Source organism: Lysinibacillus sp. GW823-FHT06C08 (assembly GCF_058795135.1).
This window is the reverse complement of the sequence record NZ_JBXAHN010000003.1, coordinates 42,929-67,453: the sequence shown is the minus strand read 5'-3', so window position 1 is coordinate 67,453 and position 24,525 is coordinate 42,929. Positions and strand designations below refer to the sequence as shown.

Below are 24,525 nucleotides of genomic sequence, written 5' to 3'. Positions count from 1 at the left end.
AGTTCACTCCCTATTTGCACTCAAGACATATTGCCAGCGTGTATTTGTCTGCTCAATTGTTTGAATGTCGAATTGTTTCAAACCTTTTTCGGTGAATGCATCAGCACTCCATAGCCCATTTAGCGTGAATGTCACGGCAAATGTATGATCGTCAACACGTACATCAAGCGTGAGGATCTGCTCTGTAAATGGATCTAATGTATCATAAACATGCATAACTGTTTTGTTTAAGTAATCTACAATTTCCTGATCAATCTTATTGGTCACGGGCTTTTTTATGTCGCCGTTTATTTTCCAAGCTAAGGAAGGGAAACGCCATCCTGCTGTTTGGAGCCATTCGATTGTTTGTGGTAATTGTAGTCGATTGAGGATAGAAAACACTCTTAACTGTTCTGAAAAATGCTGAATAAGTTCCTTTGATTCATCAACTCTACCTAAATCTAAATTCATGCGAATCAATTGCAATTGATTCACAAAATCATGATTTGCAAAACGTAATACTTCACTAATGGTTAGTGATTGATTGTTCATCCCATTCACTCCAATAAAGTTATCTTTACTAGTATAACAAGTTTTGCTGTATTTTTCCCTTAATTCTTTATTCAATTATGCCCAGGCATAATTGCGTCTGAAATCGCTCTATTTTGGGCCAACGAGAAGTTGGTTAGTCGTTGCTACAGGACATGGCGACCATAGTCAGAATTTCTTTATTTCAGTGGCTTTTGACGCTACTAAACAAATGAAAACCGCCTATATTTCATCACGTACCTGCTGTTGCTACATGTTTGATTAAAAGCCATCTGTTGAAAGTGGCTGAAATTTAGCCAAAAAAAGGACTGCAATAAATGCAGTCCTCCGCTTTATGATATCTTTTAAAAGATTAAGCTTCTTGTGGTGCTGGGTATACAGATACTTGTTTGCGATCGCGACCTAAACGTTCGAATTTAACAACGCCGTCCACTTTAGCAAATAGTGTATCGTCACCACCACGACCTACGTTTGTACCTGGGTAAATTTTTGTACCGCGTTGACGGTAAAGAATTGAACCACCAGTTACGAATTGGCCATCAGCACGTTTTGCACCAAGTCGTTTAGACTCAGAGTCACGTCCGTTTTTAGTAGAACCTACACCCTTTTTCGATGCGAAAAGTTGAAGGTCTAATGCTAATAATAATTTCATCGAGTTCCACCTCCTACTTGGTTGTAGTTGATTTGGATGTATTGTCCGTAATTCTGCACCATAGAATACACTTGGGCAGTCATTACTTGAACAATTAACTGTAGTTTTGCATCTACTTCAGGCTCTATATCTGATGGTAGATCTACCTTAAGATAGCCTCCACCTTCAGCAGCTTGTTCGACTTCTGGCTGGATTTGTAGTAATGCATAAATAGCATTTACCGTACCAATGGCAATGGTAGATGCCCCTGCACATACTAAATCTTTCCCAGATTCATCGTACCCAGCATGTCCTGAAAATTCGAATGCTGACACATGTCTATTTTCATCGTGATGAATCGTAACTTGTATCATTCGCTACACCTCACTATTAAGCGTTGATTGCTTCAACAACTAATTTTGTGTAAGGTTGACGGTGACCTTGTTTACGACGGTAGTTCTTTTTAGCTTTCAATTTGAAAACAACGATTTTTTTCGCACGGCCTTCTTTAACAACTTTCGCTGTTACAGTAGCACCATCTACGAATGGAGCACCAACTTTAACGTTTTCGCCACCTACGAATAAAACTTTATCAAAAGTTACAACCTCGTCAGCTTCTACGCCTAATTTTTCAATGTAGATTTCTTGACCAGCTTCTACTTTGATTTGTTTACCACCAGTTTCAATAATTGCGTACATTTTACTGCACCTCCTCTTAGACTCAGACTCGCCTGTTTATAAAGGTGATCTTATAGCAAGATACTTATACCTTCTCAGAGCGGTTGTAGTAGCACGGGTGCTACAAACAATAACATTAAAATATTACCACATGGCTTTATTTAAGTCAATCTATTCATAACATATTTTTCAAAAGCTATACGATATTTTCGATAACGCCATTCTTTTAAAACTTGAAGCCAAATGAATAAACAAATGATTGCTAAAAAAATAGATTGGGGTAAGAAATTTAAAGTTATCAGAAATAACGTCGTAGCAACCATGAACGACAGCCAATAATACAATTCCACCACTCGAGCTTTTGGATTATATAAAAATAACCACGCTAACAATATCCTGCCACCATCTAATGGTAGGATAGGGATCATATTCACAAATAATAGCACAAGTTGAACGCTTATTAGCTTACCTGCGATTAGTTCGGGCATAAAAAAAGTGAGGCCAATCCCTAAAATAGTAGCGATTGGTCCTCCTAATGCAATCCACAGGAGTGACGTTGCTTGCACAACCGCTGGATTTTCAAATTGAATTTCCCCCCCGTAAGGTGCAATAACACATGATTTCACTCTTACGCCGCACAGTAGGGCTGCTAATAAGTGACCTGCTTCATGCCACATTAGCGAGAAAAAAATAATAGCGTAATAAGCAAGTTGTCCACTAAAAATCATGACAAATACGAGAGGAATACAGAGAAGATGTAATTTAATCTTCATGGGTCTCCATCGTTTCCAACCATTGTACAATTTGCTCTAAATCGTAATGAGCATCTCCCTTTTCAATGGAAAGATAAAGTTGCCCAGCTTCTTTCATACCAATCAAATCATTTGCCTGTATGGATGTATAAGGTAGCTGCGCTAAACTATCTAGCATGCCATAAGAGACAGTTGTACCATCATCATAACTAATGGTCATGGTCTTACCAGTATATTTTGTATGGCCCGTGAACACGACTAAACCGTTCTGTCCAGCATAAACTGGTAAGCCAACATCATACTGCAATAAATATCCCTCTTTAAAAACCTGGGCATTAGCAAAAGTTAAAAGGTCTGCTTGCCCCACATCACTAGAAACTGTAATGGTCTCATTTTCTTTATCAAACCAACTTTGCCCCAGCTCACTTAAGTACGTTAAATCTGCCGAAGTTGTGACCATCTTTCGAACAGGCGTATCAACTACACCCTGATCTTCTAAACGAATTACAAGCATAGTTGCTGCCACAAGTAGTATTGTGAAAAACCATTTCCATTTTTTAAACAAGCCCTCATCCTTTTTTCCACACTATATGTGATTGCATGTCCAAACATGCACAAAAAAGCCTTCTCGCACAAATGCACGAAAAGGTTTTAAATTATCTTGAAAATAATGATTTAAGTTTTGAAAACATACCTCTTTGCTCATCTTGAATAGCCATTAATGGAACCGACTCACCCAAAATACGACGAGCAATATTTCGATAGCCCAAAGATGCTTTATTAGAAGGGTCCATAACGATTGGTTCTCCTTTATTGGAGGATGAAATAACACCTTCACTATCAACAATAATTCCTAATAGATCAATAGACAAATGAGTTGTAATTTCATTCACATCCAAAGTGTCGCCGCTCTTCATCATATGTTGTCGAATACGGTTGATGATGAGCTTCGGAGCAGTTATGTCTTCCTGTTCTAATAAACCAATAATTCGATCTGCATCTCGAACAGCAGAAATTTCAGGTGTTGTGACAACAATCGCATGATCTGCACCTGCAACGGCATTTCTATAGCCTTGTTCAATACCTGCAGGACAATCTATTAATACATAATCATAGTCTCTTTTTAATTCCTCTATTAAGCTCTTCATTTGCTCAGGGGTAACAGCATTTTTATCTGTCGTTTGAGCAGCAGGTAATAAAAATAGTTTATCATCCACGCGCTTATCTTTAATCAATGCCTGATGTATTTTACAGCGCCCTTCCACTACATCGACTAGATCATAAATAATACGATTTTCTAGGCCCAAAATAACATCTAAATTACGCAGGCCAATATCTGTATCAACTAAACATACTTTTTTACCTTGTAGAGCCAATGCAGTCCCAAGGTTAGCCGATGTCGTTGTTTTTCCGACACCACCTTTACCCGAAGTTATGACGATCGCTTCTCCCACACTAGCTTCCTCCCTTAGACACATTTAACAATGGTCGAATATTTTTTAAGGCGTGAATTTGATCGTACGTAATGCGTCCATCGTAACCAATAAATGCACAAGTCATTTCTGCTTGATCGATTTCTTTCACATGCTCATCTGACATTGCTTCCACCTGATCAGCAATCATAATATGTGTAGCCTCAAATCGAGAGGCGGCAATGATAGCCTCTTTATTGCCCTGCACACCAGCATGTACTATCCCTTTTAGTTTACCTAAGACATACACATTACCACCAGCCTCAACCCGACCGTTTGGATTGACATTTCCTACAATGATAATGTCCCCTGATGAACGTAGAATCTGCCCTGATCTGACCACACCTAAATATGTATCCTGTTGACTTTCAATCATTTTCTGGTTGCTTTCATGGACAGTCAGTACTTCGCTTTGTACATTCGCTACAATGAGTTGCTCTGTTTCCTGCACAATATGAATAAGTTCATCGATCTGTTCATCAGTACAGTATCGATAGCCTAAGTATAATTGTACATCTACTTTACCATCGATACCGCCTTCTAACACTTTTTTCTTTAATTCTTCTACCAAATCGCTATAAGCACATTGGTCGTCAAGACGCAGTACAAATCCGTCCTTCGTTCCCTTCATATTAACTAATTGTTTTTTCATGAATGCCTCACCTCACGTTGTTCTTTGTTAAGAAACCTCACGTGCTCTCTGTAAGACACGCGCATTAATTAGATACTTGAAGGCCCAACCAAGAATCATTAAAAATAAAGCATTTGCAATGATTGTTGGCAATAGTCGTGAACGTAAGAAATCCGCTAAAGGTATTGCTGTGAAATCGATCAAGAAGAAAAATTGATAGAGTATAAATTCTAAAATGGCTACTAACACAACTGAAATAGTTGTTGTTACGACTAAGTGCTGATGTATAACTTTCACGATAGACCCTGCTAAAAAACATATAAGTGGATATAGAACTGAATATAATCCAATAATATCAATGTAAAACACATCATACAAGACACCAAAAAAAAGTCCATACATTACCGCGCGTTGACGGCTGTAATAGATGGAGATAAAAATGAGATATAAGATTAAAAAACGCGGTACTAGAAAATACACTTCTCCCTTAATTTCAATTGGAGAAAGCATCGCAAACTCTGGTTCTAGTAAGAATAGTAAAACCGCCACAGAAGGAATGAGAAAACGAACCATCATTCCGCCTCCTCTTCATTCGTATCTTGCGGGTTTGTTAAATCTTCGTTCGTTGAGCTGCCATCTGAACCATCAATGACTGTAGATGTACGTTTGGCAATAACAACATGCTCTAAAATCGAAAAATCAGCAGATGGTCTGACATACGCCATTTTTGTTAAGCCATGATCATCTGTACTAACCTCTGTAATTTCTCCGATAGGGACACCTTTAGGGAAAATACCTCCGAGTCCTGAAGAAACTACCTGCTCGCCTTCTTTAACCTTCAAACTAGAATCGATTCGCTTCATAATGAGTTCATTACGTTCTTCATCAAAGCCCTCGATTAAACCGTATGCTTCTTTTTCACCTAACACCATTGCAGAAACACGATAGTTAGGATTATTTGTATTTAAAAGCTCTACCTCAGAAGTGAAAGGCGTAACTAGTGTAATTTTCCCAACTAGCCCCTTCGCCGTCATAACTGCCATGTTTTTTTGAACTCCATGAGAAGATCCTTTGTCTAAAATGATTTTCTCTTCCCATTGGTCAGGATTTCTAGCAATCACTGTTGCTTGAATAGGATTATATGCCTTTAAGCTTTCAGCTTTATCCAAAAGCTCACGAAGCTTTGCATTCTCTGATTTTAAATCCGTAGCCTCAGCTTGTACAACTGCAAAATCTTCTAGGCGTGCTTTTAAACGTTTATTTTCTTCGTACGTGTTTAAGAGGGAGTCAATACTATTAAAAATACCATTAACATAATTCGCCGGCTTCGCAACAAGCGATTGTGCGACGCCGACAGTATCTTTAATAATTTGCTCTGGTAAAGTAGCATTCGTCCGATCACGTAATGAGAAGCTAATCAATGCCACAAGAAAAACCATGCCTACGAGCAGCAAAATTACTTTCTTATTGAAAAAAAAATGTGGCATTGCCTAAACCTCCTTACCCTTTAACCTGTTGTTGACGAATTAAGTCCATATGATCTAAAGCTTTACCCGTACCAATTGCAACACAGTCTAAAGGATCTTCTGCGATAAATACTGGCATATTTGTTTCTTTACTAATCACTTTATCTAAGTTCGTTAATAGTGCGCCACCGCCAGTTAATACGATACCGCGCTCCATAACGTCCGCAGATAATTCGGGAGGTGTCTGTTCTAATGTTTTTCGAACGCCATCAATAATTGATGAAACTGCTTCGCGTAATGACTCAGAAATTTCTTGTGAAGAGATTTCAATTGTTTTTGGTAAACCTGTTAGAAGGTCACGACCTCTAATTTCCATCTTTTCTTCTGGTCCTTCAGCTAATGCCGTACCAATTTCCATTTTTACTGCTTCTGCAGTACGTTCACCGATTGTTAAATTATACGTTTTACGGATATATGAAATGATAGATTGATCCATAGCATCCCCACCAACACGTACGGACTCACTTGTTACAATACCGCCTAGAGAAATAACAGCTACTTCTGTTGTACCACCACCGATGTCAACTACCATTGACCCTGTTGGATCCCAAACTGGTAAATTTGATCCGATCGCCGCTGCAAATGGCTCTTCGATTGTGAAAGCCTCTTTTGCGCCCGCTTGTCGAGCAGCATCAATAACCGCACGTTGTTCCACTGAAGTAATACCATAAGGCACGCAAATCATAACATTCGGTTTTTTCCAATTGCCGCCAGAATTTTTAGAGGCTTCTCTTAAATAGTACTGAATCATTGCTGTTGTAATATCGAAATCAGCGATAACGCCATCTTTCATTGGGCGAATTGCTACGATTGAGCCAGGTGTACGACCAATCATATTTTTAGCATCATTACCAACGGCAACGATATCTCCTGTTTTCGTATTTTTTGCTACTACTGAAGGTTCGCGTAAAACGATTCCCTTTCCTTTAATAAACACTAATGTATTCGCTGTGCCGAGGTCAATCCCGACATCTTTGCTTCCTAGTCCAAACAAATTGTGTACTCCCTTTCTATTTAAGCCATACTTTCGTTGACATCCATTATCTTTGACAGTCATGTACAGGAAATTGAATTGTATAAAAATACAATTGACTCCTCCTCAAAACCCATAGCACTCCGTCAAAGTTTTTATCTTCATCAGTTAGTGTTTCACACCTTGAAAAAAATACACACTTATTTAGCTCACCACCAATTTCGATGGGAGTCTTTCCTGAATCAAGATAAAATTCATACCGTTCATTATAACGGAAAAGCGCAAGAATTTGTAGTGTCACATACTTTATCTCACAGAAAAGATACTATTTTAATTCCCTCTTAAACTAAAAATAGTACGTATAGATTAGCATATAATTTTTATTCACATAAGACAATGTGTATCAGGCTACCAATTTTTGTGAAGATAATATCAGTTTCTAGAATACATTAACGATTTGAATCGAAAAAGGTTCGCCATTAAACCACAAAAAAATACAAAAATTTTAGGAATATGCCACTAATGTCATAGCGCTAAAATATTTCGAGTTTGTTCGTAATGCTTCTCTAAGACATCTGCTCAAGATAAAAAAACTCTGCAAATTTCTTGCAGAGTTAAAAATATCCTTTTTCCTTCAAACTGATAAATTGATGATCGCCGATAATTACATGATCAATTAATTCAATCCCCATAATATAACCAGCCTCTTCAATTCGCTTTGTGACATCAATGTCCTCCGCACTAGGAGTTGGTACTCCACTAGGATGATTATGTGCACAAATAATTGATGCAGCAGATCGCTTCACGGCCTCTCGAAAAATTTCCCTAGGGTGCACGATGGAGGCATTTAAACTACCTATGAAAATCGTTTGTCTGTGAATAATTTGGTTTTTAATATTTAAAAAAAGAACAACAAAATGTTCCTGATTAAGTGAAGTCATATCAGGCATTAAATAAGCAGCAGCATCTTGTGGAGAACGAATAGTAAATTTCTCATCATTCTGCTTTTGAGCCAATCGTCGGCCAAGTTCAATGGCGGCTAATATTTGAATAGCCTTCACCTCACCGATCCCTTTAATAGCGACCATTTCTTCAATGGTTGCGTGTTTTAAATGATGGAGACGTTCAAAAACAGTTAATACTCGATTCGCGAGGACAAGAACCGATTCTTCTTTTGTGCCTGTCCTCAATAAAATAGCAAGTAGCTCTTGATTGGATAGACTTTCCGCCCCTTGTCGTATCAGTCTTTCACGAGGGCGATCTTCCAAATGAACATCACGTAACATCAACGTAGGCAAAGCCTTATCTAGCAAAAATGCTCACTCCTTCGCAAATTGGACAATTTGTAGGTTTACCAATTGCGAAAACAACGCTGCAAGTGGTAAGCCTACAACATTGTTGTAATCTCCTTCAATTCGTTTCACTAAAAGTGTGCCTATCGTCTGGATACCATAACCTCCTGCTTTGTCGAAAGGGTCTCCAGAATCGACATAGGCTTCTATCAATTCCTTGGATAGAGAATGAAAAACAACCGTGGTTTCTTCCACAAAGATGTTTTCTTTCCCACTAGGTTCAATAATAGCGACCGCTGTCATCACAACATGTTCGCGATTAGATAACCGTAATAAATGGGCAATAGCTTCCTCCCGAGATTTTGGTTTATGTAGCAGCTCATCATTGTCGACTACGATTGTATCAGCACCAATGATTGTTGCATTGGTTGCTTTTTTCGCTACATCCCGTGTTTTTAAGAGAGCTACTCCTTTTACATATTCCTGCATTGAACTGGCTTGTACACTTGTTTCTTCAACTTCACTTGTCAGAACCCCAAACGGAAGTGCTAGCATACCCAGCAATTCCTTTCGTCTTGGTGAAGCAGAGGCAAGTATAAGTTTATGGTTTGTTTTTAACATGATATGATCCGACCATCCTTCCTTATCCTCATGATACCGAAGAATGTTCAATTTGAAAATTTTCTAAAAATCAAGATAATAATGATTTTACTATCTTTTACTTTTAAAATTTCACTTGAAGACATGTATTTTTAGCCTGATAATGAGCAAAAACTTGCAAACGGATGACGCTGACATCGTTGGAAATAGTAGAAGCAGCTGCTCCAATTGTCTGCCAATCCTCAGGTAAAGTTGAATCCTTCCCTTTCTCCTTAAAATTTAATTTTGTAGCATTTTTGTCTGCTAATGCAGTTGTCACCTCCGCAAGGGTTGGCTCCTTACAGCTATCACCACTGACACTAAATGCTTTTTTAAAGGTTGCGGGTTCCTGTAAAAATTTAAGCTGACTTTCTTCAATCTCCATGCTTGTCCAAACATAAAACTTGCCATCAACCTCAACAATTGCGCTCTCTTTTAATGCAGGGTATTCGGCAACAAATGCACTTGCACTCTCATAGTTTGAATACACGCCTGCTTGACTAGCATAAAACATAGGTGCATTTGATGTACTAGTGTTCTCACCGGCAGTAGGAATGGTTTCTGATTGTGATTGATTAGTGGCCACATCACTGCCATTATTCTTTATCGGTAACTGGGTACTGGCTTGTAAAACACCTAAAAAAATGGCAACACCTAACAAACCTACAAATCCACCAATAATCATTGCCCGAAATATTTGTTTTTTCATTACATGACTTACAATTTTCATCCATCTATCACCTCATCCTTCCACCTATCCGTACACGTTTCAATAAAAACGAGATTTCAATATATAAAAGTATATGTAGAATTAGAAGTGTAAATGCGAATTTATTGAGATTTGATTCATAACAAAAACGGCATACATTCATAAAAAAACTAGGACTTCCAAATAGGAGTCCTAGTCATTTCATATTTTCAAGCTATTTCTTACTGCTGTTAATAAATATAATGAGCCCGATACGATCGTTCTTTGTTTGTTGTCTGATTGCACCTGTAAAAATTGTGCATAATCCACTAAGATATTTTTAGATGTCGCTTTGGAAAGCTCCAGCAAATTTTGCGCAGCCATCGCTCGTGGATTATCAAAATCAACGAAATAAAATTCATCACTAACTTGCTCTAACAGTCGAAGAATTTGTTGAACGTCTTTGTCTGCTAATATACCCACAACAAATGTGATTCGTTCCCCAGGAAACTCACCCTTAATCGTTTCTACTAATTTTTCAGCACTTGCCGGGTTATGCGCCCCATCGACAATCACAAATGGTATGATTTCTTCAAAACGACCTAAAATGGCGGCTTGTTTCACAGCTTTCTGAATTGCAGTTGGATTCACAGACACATTAAGAAATGCTGCTACTTCTAGGAATGCTGTAATAGCAAGTGCCATGTTATCGCCCTGATGAGCCCCTTTCATTGAACGGGTTAGATGAGAGAATTGGACATGTTGTTCGTCATTTCTATAACAGTCTCCTTCAGCAAATGAGTGTAATGAAAAATGATTACCTATTTCTAAAACTGCAGCTTTTTTATGAGATGCCTCTTCATAAACAACACGTTTCGCATCTTCTGGCAAATTACCGATAATGACAGGACGATTTTGTTTAATAATACCTGCTTTATGACGCGCAATACTGTCGATTGTATCGCCTAGAAATTTTGTATGCTCTAGAGCGATGCTTGGGATAATGGATACGATGGGTGTTACTACATTTGTACTATCCAATAATCCTCCCATACCCGCTTCAATTAAAGAAATATCAACTTCTTTATTCACAAAATATAAAAATGCTACTACAGTCAAAAGTTCAAAATCAGTTAGTTTCCCGCTTAATCCAGCCGCATGCATTTGACGAAAAACAGCATCCATATCAGCCTCGGTAATAGGTTGACCATCTATTTGAATTTGGTCGTGCACATCGACTATACAGGGTGACATAAATTTGCCCACACGTAATTCATGCTCTTTGGCGATAGCCTCAAGGAAGGTTAATGTGGAGCCCTTCCCATTTGTGCCAGCCAAGTGTACGACATGTAGGGCTTGCTGAGGGTTTCCAGCTAATAGCAAAGCCTCCTCCATCGCCACAAGACCAGGTTTTATGACATCATCACTGTGGACAGCCCACTTCTTTTTATAATGATCAAATCCTGGTATCATCGTCCTTCCTCCTGTAGCCACTGGCGAACACCCGCAATGAAGTATAAAGAGCCTGTAATCACCACAATATCCTCTTCAGCTCTTTCACGTAGTACAGTTTGTACCGATTCCAGCCAATCCTCATAGTACGATTTATCGGCATTTGTTGATAACACGACTAAGTCTTCAGCAGGCATTGCATTAGGCAGATTGAGTTGTGTAAAAGCAATCGACGTTGCAACATCATCCATTAGTGCAATGCTATTGGCATGATCCTTATCTGCTAATGCTGCATACACAAAACGATAATGGCTTTTTGGAAATACATTTTTGAGTGTTTGGATAAGTGCAGCCGTCCCTTCAGAATTATGGGCGCCATCTAAAACAATTTTTTGAGGCCATTGTTCGAAGCGGCCAGCCCAATGTGCATATCGAAGTCCATACCGAATGGATGAGTCTGATATAGTAATAGCTGCCCCTTCACGTAATGCAAGGATTGCTGTAATGGCCAGACTTGCATTGTTGATTTGATGGGGACCTGCCATTTTTAAAGCTATATCAGTCATCACAATATTTCCTTTTTCATAGGTGAATTGCTGAACGTCTGTACCTTGTAATATATCTGAAACAGTAAAATCTTGTCCTAAAATGAAGCATGGTGCCTGCTGTGCATCCGCCGTTTCTTTAATAACAGCTAATGCTTCTTCATTGCTAACCCCTACAACAACTGGAACACCCCTTTTTATGATGCCTGCCTTTTCAGAGGCAATCTTGGCAAATGTATCACCTAAAAGGGCCGTATGCTCAAGTGAAATGGTTGTAATAATGGCAAGTAGTGGCGTTACGACATTGGTCGCATCTAAACGCCCTCCAAGCCCCGTTTCAATAAGCGCAATATCCATTTCCTGATCGGCAAAAAACTGAAACATTATGAGTGTGACTACTTCAAAAAAGCTTGGAAAATCACCATTATATTGTTCTTCTATAATCTTAGCTAGTTTATTGAAATAGTATAAAAATTGTTCATCCGTAATCGGCTCACCATTAATAGTCATTCGTTCATTGACTCGCTCTAAATGTGGGGAAGTAAATGCCCCTACTTGGTGCCCAGTGTGCTGTAGCATTTCTCTAAGGGCATTCACTGTAGAACCTTTCCCATTTGAACCAGCCACATGAATTACGCGTAGTTTATTGTGAGGATTCTCTAAATGTGCTAGTACTTCTTTCATTAGTACAAGCGGTGCACGTTTATGATCAACGGCTTTTAGTGTAAAAATAAATTCCGTACATTCGTTCATTGTGTTAAACAAAAGAAACACTCCCTCTTACTGCAATATCTCTATTTTAGTACAAGTAACGTTTAATAACATAGATTAATTACAAAACAATAGAAAAAACACACAGCTAGCCACTGCGTGTTTGATAAGTATTTTTGTTATGTACTTGGTGAGCCCCTAGCAATGCACCCATATTGTCCAAAATGATTTTTGCATCATTGTTTAATAAAGGCATAACATCTGAACGTTGTACTAATTCAAAGGAGTTTTTTAATGTTCTTTTCAACATTGAAATATCAAAATTTGAGCAATACTCATTTATTTTATTGATGGTTAACATATCTGCCCGTGAGAGTTTTGTACATTCCTGTTGAGTTTGCCTATTTGCTAATACATGTTTAATAAGCACACGCGCACTTGTGTTTAATAAACGATAATATTTCGCATCTGATAATTTCAATAGATTTGTTTCAATCAATACCCTTGCACTAACAAAATCTAAGTCATCACATGCTTTATTGACTTTCGTAATATACGTTGTCATATTACCTGTCATTTCACATCTCCATTCATACCATAAACCCGAAAAAAAGCCATTGCTTTGGTATAGCGATTCCATTAAAGACCATTTCTTTTCCGTCAACATAATATTGTGTTAGGTTTTGTTTCCTACTATAATAATAATTCACCTAACCTATTAGACTAATTATTCTAAATGGTACTACATATATTTACCCATTTCAATGCATAACTTTTTCTCTACATAAAAAAAGCAATGGATGACTTTATCGTCATCCATTGCTCTACTATCACATATTTTTTAATTCCTCTAAACGTTTTAATACAACCGCGTGCTTATTTTCATAATCCGCTAATTTTTCACGTTCTACATTTACTAATGCCTCAGGTGCTTTCGATACGAACTTTTCATTTGAAAGCTTACCTGTCACTAACTTCACTTCTTTTGCCCATTTCTCTAACTCTTTTTCAAGACGAGCGATTTCTTCCTCTAAGTTAATAAGCCCAACAAGCGGTAGGAAAACTTGAGCACCTGTAATAACTGCTGTCATCGATTGACCAGGTGCCTCTAAGCCTTCACCAATTGTTAACGTATCTGGGTTACAGAATTTCTCTAAATAGGCTTTATTCGCTTCAAGTACTGCCACTGTTGCAGCATCTTTCGCAGAGATAAATAACGGTACTTTTTTGCTCATTGGCGTGTTTACTTCCGCACGAATATTACGTACTGAACGTATAATATCCATTAGGAGCTTCATATTATCTGCTTCGTCAGCAAAATGAAGATCCGTGCGTACTGTTGGCCATGCAGCCACTGTAATCGATTCACCATCATGAGGTAAGTGTTGCCAGATTTCCTCTGTAATGAATGGCATAAATGGATGCAATAGACGCATCGTTTGATCGAGTACGTACGCTAAAATAGAACGAGTTGTCTTTTTAGCAGTTTCATCCTCACCGTATAATGGTAATTTTGCCATTTCAATATACCAAGAACAGAAATCATCCCAAATGAAATTATAAAGTTCGCGACCAACCTCACCAAATTCATAGCGCTCTGCCAAAGATGTTACACGTTCAATCGTCTCATTTAAGCGTGTTAAAATCCATTTGTCAGCAACCGATTTTTCACCTGTTAAGTCGATTTCATCATATGTCATTCCATCCATATTCATAAGGGCAAAACGGGATGCATTCCAAATCTTATTAGAGAAATTCCATACAGCCTCTACCTTCTCAGTAGTATAACGTAAATCTTGACCAGGTGATGAACCTGTTGCTAAGAAGTAGCGTAATGAGTCTGCACCGTATTGCTCAATAACATCCATTGGATCTACACCATTGCCAAGTGACTTACTCATTTTACGCCCTTCACCATCACGAACTAAACCATGAATTAACACATCTTTAAACGGACGTTGCTCTGTAAATTCAAGACCTTGGAAAATCATTCGAGATACCCAGAAGAAAATAATATCATAGCCTGTTACGAGTGTATTTGTTGGGTAGTAACGTTTATATTCTTCATTTGCCTCGTCTGGCCAGCCCATTGTAGAAAACGGCCATAGCGCTGAAGAGAACCATGTATCTAGTACATCCTCATCTTGTGTCCAATTGTCTGCATCAGCCGGTGCTTCTTTTCCTACGTAAATTTCACCTGTTTCATTATGGTACCAAGCCGGGATTTGATGGCCCCACCATAATTGGCGAGAAATACACCAATCACGAATATTCTCCATCCAGCGAGAATAAGTATTTTCAAAACGAGCCGGAACAAAGTTCACTTTACCTTCTTGGTCTTTTTGAAGCTCTAATGAAGAATCTGCAAGTGGTTGCATTTTAACGAACCATTGTGCTGAAAGATAGGGCTCTACAACAGCACCAGAACGTTCAGAATGCCCTACTGAATGCATATGTTCTTCAATGCGTATTAACACACCCGCTTCTTGTAAATCAGCAACAATTTGCTTACGACATTCAAAACGATCCATACCGTTGTATTTGCCAGCAAGTTCGTTCATTGTGCCATCTTCATTCATCACGAGGATACGCTCAAGATTGTGACGATTACCAACTTCAAAGTCATTTGGATCATGGGCAGGTGTCATTTTTACAACCCCTGTTCCAAATTCCATATCAACATAGTCATCTGCTACAATCGGAATTTCCCGACCTACAATCGGTAAAATAACCGTTTTACCAATTAAATGCTGATAACGTTCATCTTTCGGGTGAACAGCTACGCCAGAGTCACCAAGCATCGTTTCAGGACGTGTTGTCGCAACTTCTACATATCCTGAGCCATCAGCTAAAGGATATTTCATATGATAGAAGGCACCTTGCACATCTTGGTAAATAACCTCGATATCAGACAATGCTGTTTTAGCAGCTGGATCCCAGTTAATAATGCGTTCACCACGATAGATTAGGCCTTTTTCATATAATTGAACAAAAACTGTATTAACTGCCTCCGAAAGACCTTTATCAAGTGTGAAACGCTCACGTGTGTAGTCTAATCCAAGGCCAAGCTTTGCCCATTGATCACGGATATGCCCAGCATATTCTTCTTTCCATTCCCATGTTTTCTCGAGGAATTTTTCACGTCCTAAATCATAACGTGTAATATTATCCTCACGTAGCTTTGCTTCTACTTTTGCCTGTGTAGCAATACCTGCATGGTCCATACCTGGTAACCAAAGTGCATCATATCCTTGCATACGTTTCATACGAATGAGGATATCTTGTAAAGTTGTATCCCATGCATGACCAAGGTGCAATTTACCTGTTACGTTCGGTGGTGGAATAACGATTGAATAAGGTTCTTTCCCACTTTCTGGCTGTGCCTCAAAAAATTTCCCTTGCAACCACCATTCGTAGCGACCGGCTTCAATGGACTGTGGGTCATATTTAGTTGGCATTGAAATGTTTTCTGTCATATTGACTCCTCCTAATATTTGAAGACTATTGATAAAGCAATCACTTCACCAAATAAAAAAACTCCTCTCGTCTAAAAGGACGAAGGAGTTTTAGTTCGCGGTACCACCTTTAATTCCAGCAGCGGTTAAGGAAATGATCATCGAATACATTTCTCAGCCTTATCTACTGGCTCTTAATTCGGTAACGGTGTTTAACCGGCTTTAACTACTGTTAGTTCACTAAAGCTGCTCAAGGGCTACCTTCAATTAAGTACAAATAGAAACTTCTCAGCTACCGTTTCCTCTCTGAAAATGTAACATAATTTACTCTTCCCTATCATAGCATCTGTATTTGATTTTCCTTATTGTACCGCAGAAACGTGTAATTTTTCAAGTGATTTAGTCATCTTTTAATAAGAGTAAAGTAAATAGAAAAGGAAGTGAATATTCAAATGCGTCGACGCAAGTATAACCCCTGGCTTTTACCACCTTGGATAAGGCAAGTTCGTTTTTACTGTAGAACGATTATCGTGCCGATTTGTGGTTTTCAATTTATCCGTGTCATTATTGTTCCAACATCCGGTGATTTAATTTTCTTATTACTCTTGCTACTTCTCAGCTATTTACTTTTGAAAGACATCATTTGATACACGAACTTTAAGCGGTGTATATTCTTCAGTTAGATCCCAAATCATGGAAGGCACTTCATGCCAAGTGCTGGACTCACGTACAACAATATGACTTGAGGATTCTCTCAAACTTGTTTTTTGGTCAACTGTTGGAGTCTTCACTTGGTGTGAAGCTGCTACTACTGCGGTAGTTTGTTTTTTCACTTGCATGCTTTCTTCTGGCACAGTAAGTATCTCTTCATGTTCATAGGCACTGGCAGTAAAGGACTGATCTTCTAATACATGGTCATTTTCAACAACTGGCTCGTATTCGTTAAAGATGCTTGTGACTGTCCATTCAAGCTGACATTTCTGATTCGTCAAGCTTGGGCGAATATCTTTGACCATTATATCCTTAAGGTTTGATTCCTTTGGTAAATCGACATGTAATGGCACGGCATACTCAAAATAACCTGTATCTCCTTGGACATCTAGGGCATCAATTGAAATTAATTCTTCATCGCCTGTAAAAGCTTGCATATTTTGAAAATCGAAGCGTACATGTGCGGTGATATGATAGATGCCTACTAGTCGAAGTGAATCCTCTAACTGCATTGCCTGCCACTGTGGCTTAATTTGCACAGCTGCTATTTCTGTTGGGCAGCCGTACCCAGGAAAACAAAATGTTTCACTCATATTCCAAGTTTTGTGTTCGATAATAATCCCTCCCTTTGCATCATATGACTTATGAGGGGATAGTATGCTAGAAAGCTTCCTATTCAACCGTATAAAAAAAGAGGAAATTCATATAAAAATGGCATGCTAGAACATTACTTCTAGCATGCCATTTTTATGAATGTACTTACATCCATTAAACATGTACTAATTTGATTTTATTTGCTACACGATCTGTTAACATTTGCGTTGCCTTTGGTACAATCGGTTTGAAAATTGGGTTTAAAACAGGTCCAGCTAATCCACCAGCAATAACCTCTAAGAAGCCTGTCATTTTTGTGTTTTCAGCATCCATGCTTTCTGCAAGGAAATAGCCATTTCCTGTGAAATTATCCGAAAGACCTTTAAGTTCAAATGTCACTTTGGACGGGGATACCCACTCTAAAATAATAATTTCTACTTCAACTGTTTTTTTCAGAACTCCCACATTTCCTTTAAAAGTCCATGTTGAATGTTTGTCATCAATCATTTCATGTGCGTTATAACCTGGGACTAGCTTTGCCCATTTCTCCATATCACTGACGAAATCCCATACATGTTCAATTCCTACGGGTACTTCGACCGTATGTGTGCCTGTTGCCATATCAATTCACTACTTTCTTTTATGAATAGCTATATTATAAACGATATCGTCCACATTTTGGCTATGCTGAAAGATATAATTTTGACAAAAGCAGGTCCTTCATCCAGTATAGATGATTGTCCTTACTAGTTAATATATGCTATATTTTCTCTTTTGTTCTTTTATTGCTCAAGTACTACAATGACTTCTAACTTATGTATACAAAAGGGCATGCTAGATTTTTTTCTAGCATGCCCTATCAATTACTTAGCTAATTGTGCAAATACTTTATGGAAGGCATCAACCGTTTTTGCGATATGCTCCTCTGTATGTGCAGTAGAGATAAACAACCCTTCAAACTGAGACGGTGGTAGGAAAATTCCTTCCTCAGCCATCAAACGGAAGTATTCAGCAAATAAGGCTAAATCCGATGATTTAGCAGTTGCAAAATCAATGACCTCTTCATTCGTAAAGAAGAAGCCAATCATAGAACCTGCACGATTAACAGTGTGAGGAATTTTGTACTTCGTCGCCGCTTCACGGAAACCAGCCTCTAGCTGATCGCCTAGTTGTTTAAAGTATTCATAAGTACTGTGATCTAAACGTGATAGCGTTTCATAGCCCGCTGTCATAGCTAATGGATTCCCTGAAAGTGTACCTGCTTGATAAATTGGTCCAGCTGGTGCTACTTGCTCCATAATTTTTTTAGTACCAGCAAACGCACCCACTGGAAGGCCTCCGCCAATTACTTTCCCTAACGTCGTAATATCAGGTGTAACTCCGAAGTAACCTTGTGCACAACCATAATCAACACGGAAGCCCGTCATAACCTCATCAAAGATTAATAACGCACCATGTGAAGTTGTTAATTCGCGTAAGCCCTCTAAGAAACCTGATTGTGGTGGTACAACACCCATATTCCCTGCAACTGGCTCTACAATAACTGCTGCTAACTCTGCTCCAAATTTTTCGAAAACAGCTTTAGCGCCTTCTAAATCATTATAGGCTACAGTTAACGTATTACGAGCGATATCTGCAGGTACGCCAGGGCTATCAGGAAGACCCAATGTAGCAACTCCAGATCCTGCTTTAATTAATAATGAATCACCATGGCCATGATAAGAGCCTTCAAATTTTAAAATCTTATCACGACCTGTAACACCGCGTGCTACACGTAATGCAGACATAGTAGCTTCTGTTCCCGAAGAAACGAAGCGAATCATTTCCATGCCTGGAAGACGATCTAACACTAATTGAGCTAAACGATTTTCTGTATAGCTTGGTGCACCAAAGGAAGAGCCTTTTGCTGCAGTTTCAGCAATTGCTTTGACAACCTCTGGATGTGTATGTCCTAAAATGAGTGGGCCCCAAGATAATACATAATCTATATATTCATTACCATCAATATCTTTAATGATAGCCCCATGGCCTGATTCCATGAAAATTGGGTCCATATTTACTGATTTGAATGCACGAACGGGGCTGTTGACACCACCTGGCATTAACTGAACAGCTTCAGCATAGGCTTGCTTTGATTTTTCGTAAGAACGTGTCATTTATTTCTCCTCCAACCAACGTGCAACATCTTTTGCATGATACGTAATAATTAAATCAGAACCTGCACGTTTCATGCCTAATAATGTTTCAAGCACAACTTTTTTCTCTTCAATCCACCCATTAATAGCAGCTGCTTTAATCATCGCATACTCCCCTGAGACATTATACGCAACAAGTGGTAATGGATAATTATTTTTCATATCTCGAATAATATCTAAATAACTTAGGGCTGGCTTAACAATTAAGAAATCCGCACCCTCTTCGATATCAGATTCTGCCTCACGGAATGCCTCTAAACGGTTTGATGGGTCCATTTGATAGGATTTACGATCACCAAATTGTGGAGCACCATCTGCCGCGTCACGGAATGGGCCATAGTAACTTGACGCATATTTCACAGCATATGACATGATTGGAATATGCTCAAAGCCCGCTTCATCAAGACCAGCACGAATGGCTGCAACAAAACCATCCATCATATTAGATGGAGCAATTATATCTGCGCCTGCCTTTGCTTGTGATACTGCTGTACGAGCTAAAACATCTAAGGAAGGGTCATTTAAAATTTGATCGCCTTCAATTAAGCCACAATGACCATGATCCGTAAACTCACATAAGCATGTATCCGCAATGACTAAAAGCTCAGGATGACGCGTTTTAATTAAGCGAGTCGCCTCTTGGACAATACCATGATCATGGAATGCACCAGTTCCAACAGCATCTTTTTCAGCCGGTAAACCAAATAAAATTACAGCTGGGATTCCTAATGCAACAACCTCATCAATTTCTGCTTCTAGCTTATCTAATGAAAATTGAAAAACACCAGGCATAGATAGTACTTCATTTTTAATATTTTCGCCCTCTATTACAAAAATAGGATAAATCAGGTCCTCTTTATGTAAGTATGTTTCTTTTACCATTGATCGCATCGTTGCATTGGCACGCAAACGACGATGTCTTTGAAATTGTAGTTTTGTCATGATTTGTCCCCTACTTTCATTAATTCTTCGATGACTGCTTGCATTGTATATACACTTGGCATAATATCCACAGTTGCACCGTATTGTTCAAGAGCTGCTTCCGTAATATGGCCGATGGCTGCAACCCTAGTTGCTTGCCATCCAACATGTACTGCTACACTTTTTGCATATACATCAACAGCTGAAGGACTAGCAAAAATCACTGTGACGTCCTCATTGTGATGAATGCAATTAATAATAGCTGATATTTGATCATGTCGTTCTACCGTTTCATAAACTGTCCATTCTTTCAAATTAAAGGGCAGTCCATCCTTCAATGTACTTTTCGCCTTTTCTCCACGAATAAACAGACAACTTGGATGGTCGCCAGCTATACTTGGAAATTCCTTGACGAAAATATCAGCACTAAATACGGAAGGCATAAAGCTCACTTGAAATCCTAGATTTTCTAACGCTGTAGTTGTTTTTGTCCCAATGGAAGCAATTTTCGCTTGAAAATTTTTGGCACTTAATTGATGCCGCTCCATCTTATTAGCAAATGCATCTACAGCATTTTGACTCGTAAAGATAACCCAGTCAAATTGAAGCGCACTATTCAACAGTTTTGCATCATCGTTGTCCATACGTTCGCATGTTTCAATTAATGGGGCAATTACTGCATGGCCACCTAAAGCTGCAATATCATCTACAATAGCTGTTGTTTTAGATGTACCTGTTAAAAGTACCGTTTTACCTCTTAAAGGTAAATCATTTTGCATCTTGCTCTGCCTTCACACGTTGAATTAAATCGAAAGCTCCTTGTTTCGTTAAAATAGTAGCCAGCTCTTCCCCTATTTTTTGTGCGTCTGAACCAACTACTGTTTCTTTATATACAACTGATGCATCAGGTGCAGCAACAAGACCAGTTAAAGTAATTTCATCCCCATTTGATGTAGCATAGCCAGCGATTGGTACTTGGCACCCGCCATCCATGGCCGCCAAGAATGCTCGTTCAGCATGTGCCTCTTGCCATGTTAATTGGTCTGTTAATTTAGCTAACTCGGCTAATAGCTCAGTATCATCTCCACGGCATTCAATACCAAGAGAACCTTGTGCTACGGCTGGCAAACAATCTTCTACTGATAAAAATTCAGTGACAACATCTTCACTCCAACCAAGTCGTTTTAAACCGGCTGCTGCTAAAATAATCGCGTCGTATTCTTCGGTCTCAAGCTTAGCTAAACGTGTATCAACGTTTCCTCTAATCCATTTAATTTCAAGATCCGGACGTACTGTTAGTAGCTGTGCACTACGACGTAAAGAACTTGTCCCGACTACAGCTCCTGCAGGAAGATCAGCAAATTTAACATGTCCCTTCGAAATAAAAGCGTCACGTGCATCTTCACGTGGAGGAATACAGCCAATTACTAAACCTTCCGGCAATACAGCAGGCATATCTTTCATAGAATGGACAGCAAAATCAATCTCTTTATCGTAAAGGGCTTGTTCAATTTCTTTAACGAACAATCCTTTTCCCCCTACCTTTGAAAGCTGTACATCTAAAATTTGATCACCTTTTGTCACGATTTCTTTTACTTCAAATTCAAATGGAGCACCAGCAGCCTTTAATTCATTAATGAACCAATTTGTTTGCGTTAGTGCTAGCTTACTTCTCCTAGAACCTACAATAATTTTTCTCAACAGTCTCCAACCTTTCCTCTAATACCATAAATGGAATCGCGATAAACTACTTCCTAAGAAGAAGTTCACAACAACTAATAGATAGGCATAAATATGTACCCATGCATAAGTTGTACCTATCAGCTTGCTTTTGCGATTCACATATAAGATAAAGCAATACAAAATTAAAATAATGAAGGATCCTATGATCTTCGCATCGAAAATCGAAAGACTCTCTAATGTTAATAATGCCCATTCAAACCCTAATATTAAACTTATAAATAGCATTGGGATTCCAATAAAGAATGATACATTCATCCAGTTGCTCGTTTGCTGTAAAGATGGCAGTCTTGTCCAAAGATGCGACCACTTTTTCTTCTTCAGTAATCGATATAAAACTAGATATAAAATGGCAAACACAAATGTTAATGTGAATGCTGCATATGACAATATCGCAAATGATATATGAATAAAAAGCATTTCCGAAATTAATGTATCTCCGACAGTTCCCGTAGGACGTTTAGGCATAAATGTAAATATACTAGCAAACAAAAATCCTAATATATTTATAATAAATACCGGTAAGTCTACTCTTGCAATGCAATGTAGGATAATGGATAACGTCACAAGTAACCAGGAGTAAAATAGAATCCCCTCTGACAATGATAAGATCGGAAAGCGTTTTGTTTCCACAAACGTTAAAATAATAATGGCACTTTGAATCATCCATACAAATGAAACAAGCCAGAAAGCAATGCGCCTTGCTCGTACTTGCTTATAAAAATAATCAGTAAAGTAAAAAACTAGACTGATCGCATACAAGACGATCATCACCTCATATAGCCTTGTCATGGTCAAATCAGCCAATAGACATCCCTTCTTTGTAGTGAAATTGTAAAGCTATAAATAAGAAAACAAAAAACGTTTTCGTATCCTAAGTTTACCATACAGATACGAAAACGCCTCATGTAATATCAGTAGAGAATCCAATAGCGCAACACCACTTCGTACAACTTCAGTGTACAAAACGCATTAGATTATTTAGAAAGAATACTTTGGTTCAGCAGAAGTTTGAGTTGCCTGTGCGCGTTCTTTACGCTCAAGCTCTTGCTTCGTCATCTCTTGAACTTCAGCTTCCACAGCTTCTTCTATACCAAAAATTTGTTGGAATAAACGTAACTGTTCATTTGCTTTTGGTGAATTAGCCATTTCTTTAGCTTGTAAGATTGGCTCTTTTAACAATTGATTAATAATTGATTTTGTATGTTTACTTAAAATTTTACGTTCACGTTCCGTTAAATCTGGCATTTTATTCTCGATACTAGTCATGGTCTCTTCTTGAATACGATTTGCTTTTTTCCGTAATGCAGAAATCACAGGTACGACACCAAGCGTAGACACCCAATCTTTAAATTGGAGCACTTCATGCCCAATCATATCCGTAATATCAGCAGCAGCACGTTCGCGTTCCGCTAAATTGGCTTCGACAATACCTTGTAAATCATCAATATCATATAAGAAAACATTTGGTAAATCGCCAACACGTGGATCGATATCACGAGGAACAGCGATATCTACCATAAATAATGGTTTCCCTTTACGTAAACGTTCCACGAATTGCATGAGCTCATAATCAATGACATAATCAGTTGCACCAGTCGATGTAATTAAAATATCTGCTTCTAATAAGGAGCACTGTAATTCCTTCATTGATTTAGCTTGACCATGGAATTTTGCAGCTAGACTTTCCGCCTTTTCAAACGTACGGTTAATTACTGTTACTTTTCCTACTCCACTGCCGTAGAGGTTTTCAATCGCAAGCTCCCCCATTTTCCCTGCACCTAGAATAGCTACATGCTTGCGTTGTAAAGAGCCAAAAATTTTCTTTGCTAATTCTACTGCTGCATAAGAAACTGATACCGCATTCTCGCCGATAGCTGTTTCATTATGTGCTCGCTTTGCAAATGTTACCGCTTGTTTAAATAGTTGATTGTAAACCGTTCCTGTCGTGCCAATCTCTTGTCCACTTAAAAAGCTTTTTTTTACTTGCCCTAAAATTTGCGTTTCACCTAGAACCATTGAATCGATCCCAGCTGTCACTTTAAATAAATGTTCGACTGCCTCATCCTCTTCACGAATTGTTAAATACGAAGAAAATGTCTCCACAGGCAAGTCAAACCAATCAGCTAAAAATTGTTTCACAAAATGACGTCCAGTATGCAATTGATCCACAACAGCATAAATTTCTGTACGGTTACATGTCGAAACAATAACGTTTTCTAAAATACTTTTCTGCTTTTGCAGCGCTTCCATTGCCTGAGGTAGTTCACTCTCAATGAATGATAACTTCTCTCTTATTTCAACAGGCGCTGTTTTATAATTCAAGCCTACTACGATGGTATGCATGAATAACACCTCACACGTTCTAATTCACAAATTTCATTATAGCAC

At 38.5% G+C, this 24,525-nt stretch carries 27 protein-coding genes and 2 other annotated features; of the genes, 1 reads left to right on the top strand and 26 read right to left on the bottom strand.

Annotated elements, in window-relative coordinates:
- Positions 1-3 precede the first annotated feature (3 nt).
- The 18 genes from AC1Q6O_RS10380 to AC1Q6O_RS10295 form a co-directional block, all read right to left on the bottom strand.
- Entirely contained in the window at positions 4-531 is a 528-nt protein-coding gene (locus tag AC1Q6O_RS10380) for a Spo0B domain-containing protein (protein WP_089986688.1), read from the bottom strand.
- A 349-nt stretch (positions 532-880) separates the two neighbouring features.
- Complete coding sequence (gene rpmA, locus AC1Q6O_RS10375; protein ID WP_004226673.1) at positions 881-1,180, bottom strand: 50S ribosomal protein L27; 300 nt, start codon at positions 1,178-1,180, stop codon at positions 881-883.
- A complete protein-coding gene (locus tag AC1Q6O_RS10370; RefSeq protein WP_089986689.1) occupies positions 1,177-1,533 on the bottom strand; it encodes a ribosomal-processing cysteine protease Prp in 357 nt (118 codons plus the stop codon). The genes rpmA and AC1Q6O_RS10370 overlap by 4 nt, the downstream gene beginning before the upstream one ends.
- Positions 1,534-1,549: 16 nt before the next feature.
- Entirely contained in the window at positions 1,550-1,858 is a 309-nt protein-coding gene (rplU, locus tag AC1Q6O_RS10365) for a 50S ribosomal protein L21 (RefSeq protein WP_025114620.1), read from the bottom strand.
- 14 nt (positions 1,859-1,872) lie between these two features.
- Positions 1,873-1,953 (bottom strand) — a sequence feature (ribosomal protein L21 leader region).
- A gap of 45 nt (positions 1,954-1,998) precedes the next feature.
- Positions 1,999-2,610: a zinc metalloprotease gene (locus AC1Q6O_RS10360; RefSeq protein ID WP_239355003.1), complete on the bottom strand. Its 612-nt coding sequence runs from the start codon at positions 2,608-2,610 to the stop codon at positions 1,999-2,001.
- Positions 2,600-3,154, bottom strand: coding sequence for a M23 family metallopeptidase (locus AC1Q6O_RS10355; RefSeq protein WP_008180705.1), 555 nt, complete (start codon positions 3,152-3,154; stop codon positions 2,600-2,602). The genes AC1Q6O_RS10360 and AC1Q6O_RS10355 overlap by 11 nt, the downstream gene beginning before the upstream one ends.
- 91 nt (positions 3,155-3,245) lie before the next feature.
- On the bottom strand, positions 3,246-4,043 hold the full coding sequence (gene minD, locus AC1Q6O_RS10350) for a septum site-determining protein MinD (RefSeq protein WP_008180704.1): 798 nt from the start codon (positions 4,041-4,043) through the stop codon (positions 3,246-3,248).
- A gap of 1 nt (position 4,044) precedes the next feature.
- Complete coding sequence (minC, locus tag AC1Q6O_RS10345) at positions 4,045-4,713, bottom strand: septum site-determining protein MinC (RefSeq protein WP_008180702.1); 669 nt, start codon at positions 4,711-4,713, stop codon at positions 4,045-4,047.
- A 27-nt stretch (positions 4,714-4,740) separates the two neighbouring features.
- Positions 4,741-5,265: a rod shape-determining protein MreD gene (gene mreD / locus AC1Q6O_RS10340; RefSeq protein ID WP_004226656.1), complete on the bottom strand. Its 525-nt coding sequence runs from the start codon at positions 5,263-5,265 to the stop codon at positions 4,741-4,743.
- Positions 5,265-6,179 carry a rod shape-determining protein MreC gene (mreC, locus tag AC1Q6O_RS10335; protein ID WP_008180698.1) on the bottom strand — a complete coding sequence of 305 codons (915 nt, stop codon included), beginning with the start codon at positions 6,177-6,179 and terminating at the stop codon, positions 5,265-5,267. Before mreC ends, mreD begins: the two co-directional genes overlap by 1 nt.
- 13 nt (positions 6,180-6,192) lie before the next feature.
- Positions 6,193-7,212 (bottom strand): rod shape-determining protein, encoded by a 1,020-nt coding sequence (locus tag AC1Q6O_RS10330; RefSeq protein WP_008180696.1) that lies wholly within the window; start codon positions 7,210-7,212, stop codon positions 6,193-6,195.
- Positions 7,213-7,805: 593 nt separating this feature from the next.
- Positions 7,806-8,477, bottom strand: coding sequence for a RadC family protein (gene radC, locus AC1Q6O_RS10325; protein WP_008180693.1), 672 nt, complete (start codon positions 8,475-8,477; stop codon positions 7,806-7,808).
- A 33-nt stretch (positions 8,478-8,510) separates the two neighbouring features.
- Positions 8,511-9,104, bottom strand: coding sequence for a Maf family protein (locus tag AC1Q6O_RS10320; protein ID WP_492401119.1), 594 nt, complete (start codon positions 9,102-9,104; stop codon positions 8,511-8,513).
- A gap of 103 nt (positions 9,105-9,207) precedes the next feature.
- Complete coding sequence (locus tag AC1Q6O_RS10315) at positions 9,208-9,852, bottom strand: hypothetical protein (protein ID WP_008180689.1); 645 nt, start codon at positions 9,850-9,852, stop codon at positions 9,208-9,210.
- A 180-nt stretch (positions 9,853-10,032) separates the two neighbouring features.
- Positions 10,033-11,283: a bifunctional folylpolyglutamate synthase/dihydrofolate synthase gene (locus AC1Q6O_RS10310; protein ID WP_089986691.1), complete on the bottom strand. Its 1,251-nt coding sequence runs from the start codon at positions 11,281-11,283 to the stop codon at positions 10,033-10,035.
- Positions 11,280-12,560, bottom strand: a complete 1,281-nt coding sequence (locus AC1Q6O_RS10305) for a bifunctional folylpolyglutamate synthase/dihydrofolate synthase (protein ID WP_492401116.1) — start codon at positions 12,558-12,560, stop codon at positions 11,280-11,282. The genes AC1Q6O_RS10310 and AC1Q6O_RS10305 overlap by 4 nt, the downstream gene beginning before the upstream one ends.
- Positions 12,561-12,666: 106 nt before the next feature.
- Positions 12,667-13,095: a hypothetical protein gene (locus AC1Q6O_RS10300; RefSeq protein WP_043990749.1), complete on the bottom strand. Its 429-nt coding sequence runs from the start codon at positions 13,093-13,095 to the stop codon at positions 12,667-12,669.
- Between the two features lie 253 nt (positions 13,096-13,348).
- Entirely contained in the window at positions 13,349-15,994 is a 2,646-nt protein-coding gene (locus AC1Q6O_RS10295) for a valine--tRNA ligase (protein WP_089986693.1), read from the bottom strand.
- 72 nt (positions 15,995-16,066) lie between these two features.
- Positions 16,067-16,323: a binding site (T-box leader), on the bottom strand.
- Positions 16,324-16,425: 102 nt separating this feature from the next.
- On the opposite strand from AC1Q6O_RS10295, the gene AC1Q6O_RS10290 reads away from it, so the two are divergent.
- Positions 16,426-16,620: a YszA family small membrane protein gene (locus tag AC1Q6O_RS10290; protein WP_083796525.1), complete on the top strand. Its 195-nt coding sequence runs from the start codon at positions 16,426-16,428 to the stop codon at positions 16,618-16,620.
- On the opposite strand, the gene AC1Q6O_RS10285 is transcribed toward AC1Q6O_RS10290, so the two are convergent.
- The 8 genes from AC1Q6O_RS10285 to hemA all read right to left on the bottom strand — a co-directional run bounded on the left by AC1Q6O_RS10285 (position 16,597) and on the right by hemA (position 24,480).
- Positions 16,597-17,277, bottom strand: a complete 681-nt coding sequence (locus tag AC1Q6O_RS10285) for a hypothetical protein (protein ID WP_008180676.1) — start codon at positions 17,275-17,277, stop codon at positions 16,597-16,599. The genes AC1Q6O_RS10290 and AC1Q6O_RS10285 overlap by 24 nt on opposite strands.
- Positions 17,278-17,452: 175 nt before the next feature.
- Positions 17,453-17,899, bottom strand: coding sequence for an SRPBCC family protein (locus AC1Q6O_RS10280; protein ID WP_008180674.1), 447 nt, complete (start codon positions 17,897-17,899; stop codon positions 17,453-17,455).
- A gap of 242 nt (positions 17,900-18,141) precedes the next feature.
- On the bottom strand, positions 18,142-19,434 hold the full coding sequence (gene hemL, locus AC1Q6O_RS10275; protein ID WP_008180672.1) for a glutamate-1-semialdehyde 2,1-aminomutase: 1,293 nt from the start codon (positions 19,432-19,434) through the stop codon (positions 18,142-18,144).
- Entirely contained in the window at positions 19,435-20,415 is a 981-nt protein-coding gene (gene hemB, locus AC1Q6O_RS10270) for a porphobilinogen synthase (RefSeq protein ID WP_008180670.1), read from the bottom strand. It abuts the gene before it with no gap.
- Positions 20,412-21,173, bottom strand: a complete 762-nt coding sequence (locus AC1Q6O_RS10265; protein WP_008180668.1) for a uroporphyrinogen-III synthase — start codon at positions 21,171-21,173, stop codon at positions 20,412-20,414. Before AC1Q6O_RS10265 ends, hemB begins: the two co-directional genes overlap by 4 nt.
- Positions 21,163-22,095, bottom strand: coding sequence for a hydroxymethylbilane synthase (gene hemC / locus AC1Q6O_RS10260; RefSeq protein WP_008180666.1), 933 nt, complete (start codon positions 22,093-22,095; stop codon positions 21,163-21,165). Before hemC ends, AC1Q6O_RS10265 begins: the two co-directional genes overlap by 11 nt.
- 18 nt (positions 22,096-22,113) lie before the next feature.
- Entirely contained in the window at positions 22,114-22,926 is an 813-nt protein-coding gene (locus tag AC1Q6O_RS10255) for a cytochrome C assembly family protein (RefSeq protein WP_008180665.1), read from the bottom strand.
- A 189-nt stretch (positions 22,927-23,115) separates the two neighbouring features.
- Positions 23,116-24,480: a glutamyl-tRNA reductase gene (gene hemA, locus AC1Q6O_RS10250; RefSeq protein WP_008180664.1), complete on the bottom strand. Its 1,365-nt coding sequence runs from the start codon at positions 24,478-24,480 to the stop codon at positions 23,116-23,118.
- Positions 24,481-24,525: the final 45 nt, after the last annotated feature.

Coding starts and splice junctions, on each gene's coding strand:
- AC1Q6O_RS10380 (WP_089986688.1), bottom strand. CDS start 531: ATGAACAATCAATCACTAACCATTAGTGAAGTATTACGTTTTGCAAAT.
- rpmA (WP_004226673.1), bottom strand. CDS start 1,180: ATGAAATTATTATTAGCATTAGACCTTCAACTTTTCGCATCGAAAAAG.
- AC1Q6O_RS10370 (WP_089986689.1), bottom strand. CDS start 1,533: ATGATACAAGTTACGATTCATCACGATGAAAATAGACATGTGTCAGCA.
- rplU (WP_025114620.1), bottom strand. CDS start 1,858: ATGTACGCAATTATTGAAACTGGTGGTAAACAAATCAAAGTAGAAGCT.
- AC1Q6O_RS10360 (WP_239355003.1), bottom strand. CDS start 2,610: ATGAAGATTAAATTACATCTTCTCTGTATTCCTCTCGTATTTGTCATG.
- minC (WP_008180702.1), bottom strand. CDS start 4,713: ATGAAAAAACAATTAGTTAATATGAAGGGAACGAAGGACGGATTTGTA.
- mreD (WP_004226656.1), bottom strand. CDS start 5,265: ATGGTTCGTTTTCTCATTCCTTCTGTGGCGGTTTTACTATTCTTACTA.
- mreC (WP_008180698.1), bottom strand. CDS start 6,179: ATGCCACATTTTTTTTTCAATAAGAAAGTAATTTTGCTGCTCGTAGGC.
- radC (WP_008180693.1), bottom strand. CDS start 8,477: ATGTTACGTGATGTTCATTTGGAAGATCGCCCTCGTGAAAGACTGATA.
- AC1Q6O_RS10320 (WP_492401119.1), bottom strand. CDS start 9,104: ATGTTAAAAACAAACCATAAACTTATACTTGCCTCTGCTTCACCAAGA.
- AC1Q6O_RS10315 (WP_008180689.1), bottom strand. CDS start 9,852: ATGAAAATTGTAAGTCATGTAATGAAAAAACAAATATTTCGGGCAATG.
- AC1Q6O_RS10310 (WP_089986691.1), bottom strand. CDS start 11,283: ATGATACCAGGATTTGATCATTATAAAAAGAAGTGGGCTGTCCACAGT.
- AC1Q6O_RS10305 (WP_492401116.1), bottom strand. CDS start 12,560: ATGAACGAATGTACGGAATTTATTTTTACACTAAAAGCCGTTGATCAT.
- AC1Q6O_RS10300 (WP_043990749.1), bottom strand. CDS start 13,095: ATGACAGGTAATATGACAACGTATATTACGAAAGTCAATAAAGCATGT.
- AC1Q6O_RS10295 (WP_089986693.1), bottom strand. CDS start 15,994: ATGACAGAAAACATTTCAATGCCAACTAAATATGACCCACAGTCCATT.
- AC1Q6O_RS10290 (WP_083796525.1), top strand. CDS start 16,426: ATGCGTCGACGCAAGTATAACCCCTGGCTTTTACCACCTTGGATAAGG.
- AC1Q6O_RS10285 (WP_008180676.1), bottom strand. CDS start 17,277: ATGAGTGAAACATTTTGTTTTCCTGGGTACGGCTGCCCAACAGAAATA.
- AC1Q6O_RS10280 (WP_008180674.1), bottom strand. CDS start 17,899: ATGGCAACAGGCACACATACGGTCGAAGTACCCGTAGGAATTGAACAT.
- hemL (WP_008180672.1), bottom strand. CDS start 19,434: ATGACACGTTCTTACGAAAAATCAAAGCAAGCCTATGCTGAAGCTGTT.
- hemB (WP_008180670.1), bottom strand. CDS start 20,415: ATGACAAAACTACAATTTCAAAGACATCGTCGTTTGCGTGCCAATGCA.
- AC1Q6O_RS10265 (WP_008180668.1), bottom strand. CDS start 21,173: ATGCAAAATGATTTACCTTTAAGAGGTAAAACGGTACTTTTAACAGGT.
- AC1Q6O_RS10255 (WP_008180665.1), bottom strand. CDS start 22,926: ATGACAAGGCTATATGAGGTGATGATCGTCTTGTATGCGATCAGTCTA.
- hemA (WP_008180664.1), bottom strand. CDS start 24,480: ATGCATACCATCGTAGTAGGCTTGAATTATAAAACAGCGCCTGTTGAA.